General features: G+C 71.3%; 6 protein-coding genes. 5 read left to right on the top strand and 1 reads right to left on the bottom strand.

The features are described from left to right. Positions 1 to 168 precede the first annotated feature (168 nt). Positions 169 to 1,062, bottom strand: a complete 894-nt coding sequence (locus tag ACZ5ON_RS34150; protein ID WP_465600966.1) for a hypothetical protein — start codon at positions 1,060 to 1,062, stop codon at positions 169 to 171. Positions 1,063 to 1,648: 586 nt separating this feature from the next. On the opposite strand from ACZ5ON_RS34150, the gene ACZ5ON_RS34145 reads away from it, so the two are divergent. The 5 genes from ACZ5ON_RS34145 to ACZ5ON_RS34125 are packed head-to-tail and all read left to right on the top strand — an operon-like array spanning position 1,649 to position 4,997. After that, positions 1,649 to 2,515, top strand: a complete 867-nt coding sequence (locus tag ACZ5ON_RS34145) for a hypothetical protein (RefSeq protein ID WP_465600963.1) — start codon at positions 1,649 to 1,651, stop codon at positions 2,513 to 2,515. Beyond that, positions 2,512 to 3,084: an AAA family ATPase gene (locus tag ACZ5ON_RS34140; RefSeq protein WP_465600961.1), complete on the top strand. Its 573-nt coding sequence runs from the start codon at positions 2,512 to 2,514 to the stop codon at positions 3,082 to 3,084. The genes ACZ5ON_RS34145 and ACZ5ON_RS34140 overlap by 4 nt, the downstream gene beginning before the upstream one ends. Before the next feature lie 16 nt (positions 3,085 to 3,100). Continuing rightward, positions 3,101 to 3,868, top strand: coding sequence for a hypothetical protein (locus ACZ5ON_RS34135; protein ID WP_465600958.1), 768 nt, complete (start codon positions 3,101 to 3,103; stop codon positions 3,866 to 3,868). Then, positions 3,868 to 4,557 carry an ASCH domain-containing protein gene (locus ACZ5ON_RS34130; RefSeq protein ID WP_465600972.1) on the top strand — a complete coding sequence of 230 codons (690 nt, stop codon included), beginning with the start codon at positions 3,868 to 3,870 and terminating at the stop codon, positions 4,555 to 4,557. The genes ACZ5ON_RS34135 and ACZ5ON_RS34130 overlap by 1 nt, the downstream gene beginning before the upstream one ends. A gap of 5 nt (positions 4,558 to 4,562) precedes the next feature. Next, positions 4,563 to 4,997, top strand: coding sequence for a low molecular weight protein-tyrosine-phosphatase (locus ACZ5ON_RS34125; protein WP_465600956.1), 435 nt, complete (start codon positions 4,563 to 4,565; stop codon positions 4,995 to 4,997). The last annotated feature ends 128 nt before the right edge of the window (positions 4,998 to 5,125 follow it).

The raw sequence follows: 5,125 nt of genomic DNA, 5'->3' as shown, positions 1-5,125 counted from the left end.
AGACAACCCGACGGCTCCACCCTGCCTCGAAAACGCCGACACCATGCCTGAACAGCGGAAACTCAACGATCACGTTCGGAAAGACAACGGCTTCTTAGGGGGAGGCCGGACAGGGGGGTAGGCAGAGAAGGCATCAGTAGCTCCTGCGGATGGTCACGGTGGGGATGGTCAGGCGGCGGTCGGCCGCAGTGCGGTCTTGAGGGCATGGACGGCGCGGGAGCGGCGCCGCTGCCAGGCACCCGCAGTGGTGCCGGCCACGGCGGCGGCTTGGGCGTCCGGGATGGGGGCGGTGGTGTAGTGCCAGGCGATGGCCCGGCCGTCAGCCAGCGAGAGGGTGCCGGCCTCCATCGCATCCAGGAGCAGCTCCAGCAGCTCCAGCCGGGCACGGCTCGCCTCCTGCTCGACGCCGCCGGCCGGGTGGAGGCCGGCGGCGGCTGCGGCGGCGCGAACGGCCTGATCATGGGCGTGGCCGACCGGGCCGGGGGCGGGGTCGGCCAGGTCCTCGGCGAGGGCGAGTGCCTCACCGCGTTCCTCGTGGTCGGCAGCAAGGTCGCGGCAGACCCGGCGGAGCGTGTCGAGGATCAGGTTGGCGGCGGGCCGGCCAGGCCGTGCATGGATGCGGCCGGAGCACGCCGTCTCGTAGAGAGCCGCCACTACCAGGTGGCTGACGTCATCGAACGTGCGGCCGCCGAAGGGACGGACCTGGCCACGGGTCATACGGACCGCGGCCGGAACCATGGCCTGCACCACGATGCGCGCGGCGAGCGCGGCCGCCTCGCCACGGCCACAGGCGCGCCGCAGCAGAGCGCGCAGCACGGCGTCGGCCAACGCGTCGGACAACACACCGTCGCGCGGCCGCAGGGCGGTCAGCAGCTGCTCGGGACCCAGCGTGTTCAGCCAGAGGCCGGCCACCGCGGCGACCTCGGCCGCCAGATGATCGGCTGTCAGCCAGTCAGTCACCGCAGCCCGCACGGAGGCGTCCGCGCACAGCCCCGCCCACTCGGTATCCAGACGATCGAAGACTCCGCCGACCTTGCGGGCGGGACATGGCAGCTCGAACACGGCACAACTCCTTTCGGATCTCGTGCCGTGAACTCTCCTCACCAGGGCTTGCCCAGAGGCTTGCCCGCGTCCCGAAAGACCAGGTCACAGGCTTGCCCATTCCAGAATTCGGCCGGGCAAGCCTTGGCGGGCAAGCCTCGTCTCCCGCCTGGGCAAGCCCCTGCGGCCGACAGCCATCGAGGCCAGCGATCGGGGAGACAGTCAACCTCGGCAAAGACCAGTGCTGGCTACGGAATTCGGATGGCGAAGTGCAAGGGGACAGCTGCGACCTGCGCCAGGGTGACCTCCAGGCGTAGCTGGGCGCCGCCAGCGGGCCCCGGCGGACCAGCGGGCGATGGCGGCTCGGTTGGTCGCGGGTGTCGCACCGGCCGATCGCGGTGGCCAGCCCTGCGCCTGGGCCGGTGATCCTCCCTGCGTGAGCGATCGTCAACTTCCGGGGCTCTGCTGGGTATTTTCTGGGCATGGGACTGGGCAAGTTCTGGGCGTTGGTGCTTCACTGGATTCCTCACTGTGAGGAACGGAGTGGTCACTGATCATGACGACGGCTGTGGAACAACGGTCTGGTCTCCGTGAGGAACTGAGAGCGGTGATCCGCCGGGGCCTGCCGCTGGAGGTGGGCATCGAGGTGCCTTGGTTGACCGGGCTGGCGAGTGTCCGGGCCCGGGCTGGGGACGACAGTGGTCCGGGTGCCCGGGCGGAGGCCCTGGACTGGGTGCTGCGGCGGGGGTTGGCGCGGCTGGAGCCCGAGGGGATGCGGGAGGCGGCGAAGGCGCTGTTCGGCCTGCCGCCCGCGCAGGCCGGGGCCAACCTGACCGAGCGTCGGGCGGTGGCGGCCCAGCTGGCCGGGAAGGAGGTGAACCACTTCCGCAAGCGCCTTGAGCCGCAGATCCTCGCGGTCTTCGCGCACACGCTGGAACGGGACGCCGCCGCACAGGCCCGCCCCTGGGCGAGCCCGCCGCCAGTGCGCCCGGGCCAGCGGCGCCGGCTACTGCCGAGTGATGTGTTCGCGTGGGAGGCCGTCGAGCACGAGGAATCCCTGACCCGCCTGTGGGCGGCGGTGTACGCGCTGCGGGCCGAACTCCTGGCCATCGAGCGGCAGGTGTCCATGGGCGATGCCGGGCAGGCCACCGCGGCGGCGGACGCCGCCCTGTGGCGGTACGGCCAGCTGCACGCCGAGGCCCGCCGCTACCGCTCCGCCTACGGCGGCGCGCTGCTGCCCGATGGCGCGGCGGCCCCGCACGACCTGGTCGCGCTGGCCGGCTGGACGCCCCACCTGTCCCCGATCGAGACCGCGCTGCTGGCCGACGCCTCGACGGCGACCAGTACCCACCTGTTCATGCTCTCCGTCCACGCGGCCACCGGCGGCAACGAGCTGCTGACCACCTGGCGGACCGCGCTTATTAGCACCAAAGCGACTGAAGCGACCGAAGCGAACGAGGAGCCGATGCGATGAGCATCCCGCACGACAGCCCCGCCACCACCGGCCCGGCCCGCCGCCACGTCATCACCGGCGGCCCCAGCGCAGGCAAGGAAGCGGTCTTCGACGCCCTGAAGGCCGCCGGCCTGCCCGCCACCGAGGGCGAGCCAGCCCGGGAGATCTACCGCCGCCACCGCGAGCGCCTCGGCCGCCACCTGGAGGTCGGCGACCGCCGCGAGTACTCCCGCGAGGTACTGCACGCCTTCGTGGACGAGTACAGCGCCCACAAGACCGGGGTGCGGTTCTACAACCGCGGCATCCCCGACGGCTACGGCTGGGACCGCTTCTTCGGCCTTTCCCCCTACCCGGAGCTGGAAGAGGCCACCCGCATCTACCGCTACGACACCGTCTTCGTCCTCGACCCGCTGTCCACCTTCGAGGACGAGTCCGACGTGGTCTTCGCCAAGGACCGCGAGATCCGCCGCGTCCACGAACTCATCGTCCAGGGCTACTACGACGCCGGCTACGAACCGGTCTTCGTCCCCGCCGACGACGCCCAGGCCCGCCTGGACTTCATCCGCGCCAACCTCCGCCTGCCCATGTAGAAGGAGAACCACCGCGATGCCCGAGCAAGCCACCGCACCGACCCTGATCTCCCCGAACAGCGTCCTCGCGAACGCTCTGCTGCGCACCGTCGACATGATCCGGCCCCGGGTCAAGGCCATGCGGCCGGCCCGGATCGAGTTCGTCGTCGGCACGCAGATCAACGGCGCACCGCACCTTGGCACGAACCTCGTCCAGTCCTCGGCGTTCCTCCTCGCCCAGCAGGCCCGCCGTACCTTCCGCGTGGACACCGCGGTGCGGTTCTCGGCGCTGGACAACGCCCCGTACGACATCACGCTCGATCCCGAGACCCACCACGCTTACCAGCAGACCTACTTCCACGCTCTGGGCAAGGACGGCATCGCCGACCTGGTGACCGGCTACTACCGGCCGTTCTTCGACTCCTTGTCGGACGCCACGGACGTGGACTACCTCACCGAGACCTACACCGATCAGCAGGCCACCCCGGGCTTCCGGGCGGAGTTCCTGCGCACCCTGGAGGTCCTGGACGACCTGCGGTGGTGGCTCAACCCGTCCACCGGCGTCGTCCACACCCGCCTGCCCTGCCCTGCCCTGCCTGCGGATGGGCGGAGAAGCGCGCCGAGCGCACCCGCCTGCACCGGCTGGACGACGACGGGGCGGTGTTCACCGCGGTCTGCCACGACCACGGCGACTACGAGCTGTGCATCGACCCCGTCGACGGCGGCTACCTCGACCTCGCCACCCTGTACCGCAACGTGGTCAAGGAACGCTCCTTCACCCGCGATGCCGCCACCCTGCACGTGATGCTCAAGGGCGGCGACTGGGCGTTCGGCTGCCAGCTCGTCGACGGCGCCCTGGCCGCGCTCGGCACCCCGGCCGGAGCCATGCCGGTCCGCATCTTCACCCCGCAGGTGCTCTCCGCGAGTGGCGGCAAGCTCTCCAAGTCCCTCATACGCGCCACCGGCACCGCCGGCGGTGGCCCCGGCGTCGAGCCGTGGATGCTCGCCACCACCGACTGGCCCGGCACCACCGACCAGTACGTCGACGCCCTGCTGTGGCTGGTCGGCCTGCTGCTGACCGACCCCAAGCACTTCTTCCGCTCCTTCACCGCACACGAGTTAGGACGACTCATGGCCTCCCGCCCCGCCAACCTCGCCACCGCCAAGCGCGCCCGCGACATGCCGATCTACAAGCGGTACTACGACCTCATCGCCAACGGCACCAAGACGATCGAGGTTCGTGTCGCCTACACCTCCATGCTCCGCATCAAGCCTGGTGACCAGATCCGCTTCACCTGCCGCGACGAAGCCACCCTCACCCGGGTCAAGCGGGTGGCCCGCTACGACAACTTCGATGCCATGTTCGCCCACGAGAACCCCGCGGCGATCAACCCGACCGCCACCCCCACCGAGCAACTGCGGGCCATCCGCGAGATCTTCCCCCCGGAGAAGGAGGCTCTGGGGTGCCTGGCCATCGAGATCGAGAAGGTCTAACCGGCATGGCCGACTCCCGGCGGATCCTGACGGTCTGCAAGGGCGGCCACTGCCGCGCACCGCTGGCCGCAGCCGTCCTCGCTCAGCGCGGCGGGCCCACGGTCGAGACCCGGGCCGCCGCCATCCGCGCCTGGCACATTGGCGAGGGCGCCCACCCGCTCATGGCCCAGGCCGCTGCGGCCCACGGCTACGACCTGAGCGGCCACCGCGGCGTCCAGGTCAGCCCCGACCTGCTGGCCTGGGCCGACGTGGTACTCGCGATGGACCACGCCGTCCTGGACGCCCTGCGCGACCTCGCCGACCAGAGCAGCGCGGCGAAACTGCAGCTCTACCTCGACGGGCAGGACGTGCCCGACCCGTGGAAGCAGCCCGACGCAGCGTTCACCGCTTGTGTGACTGTCGTGGAGGCAGGTGCCGACCAACACCTAGGCGGCAGATAGGCACAGCGCGAGGGCGGCTACCAGCACCCATAGCTGGCGGGGGGGGGGGGGGGGGGGGGGGGGGGAGAACCCCCCCCCCCCCCCCCCCCCCCCCCCCCCCCCCCCCCCCCCGCCCCCCCCCCCCCCCC

It is taken from the genome of Kitasatospora sp. NPDC032150 (genome assembly GCF_055579945.1).
The sequence above is the reverse complement of the archived record's forward strand: the minus strand, read 5'-3'. Positions and strand labels throughout refer to the sequence as shown.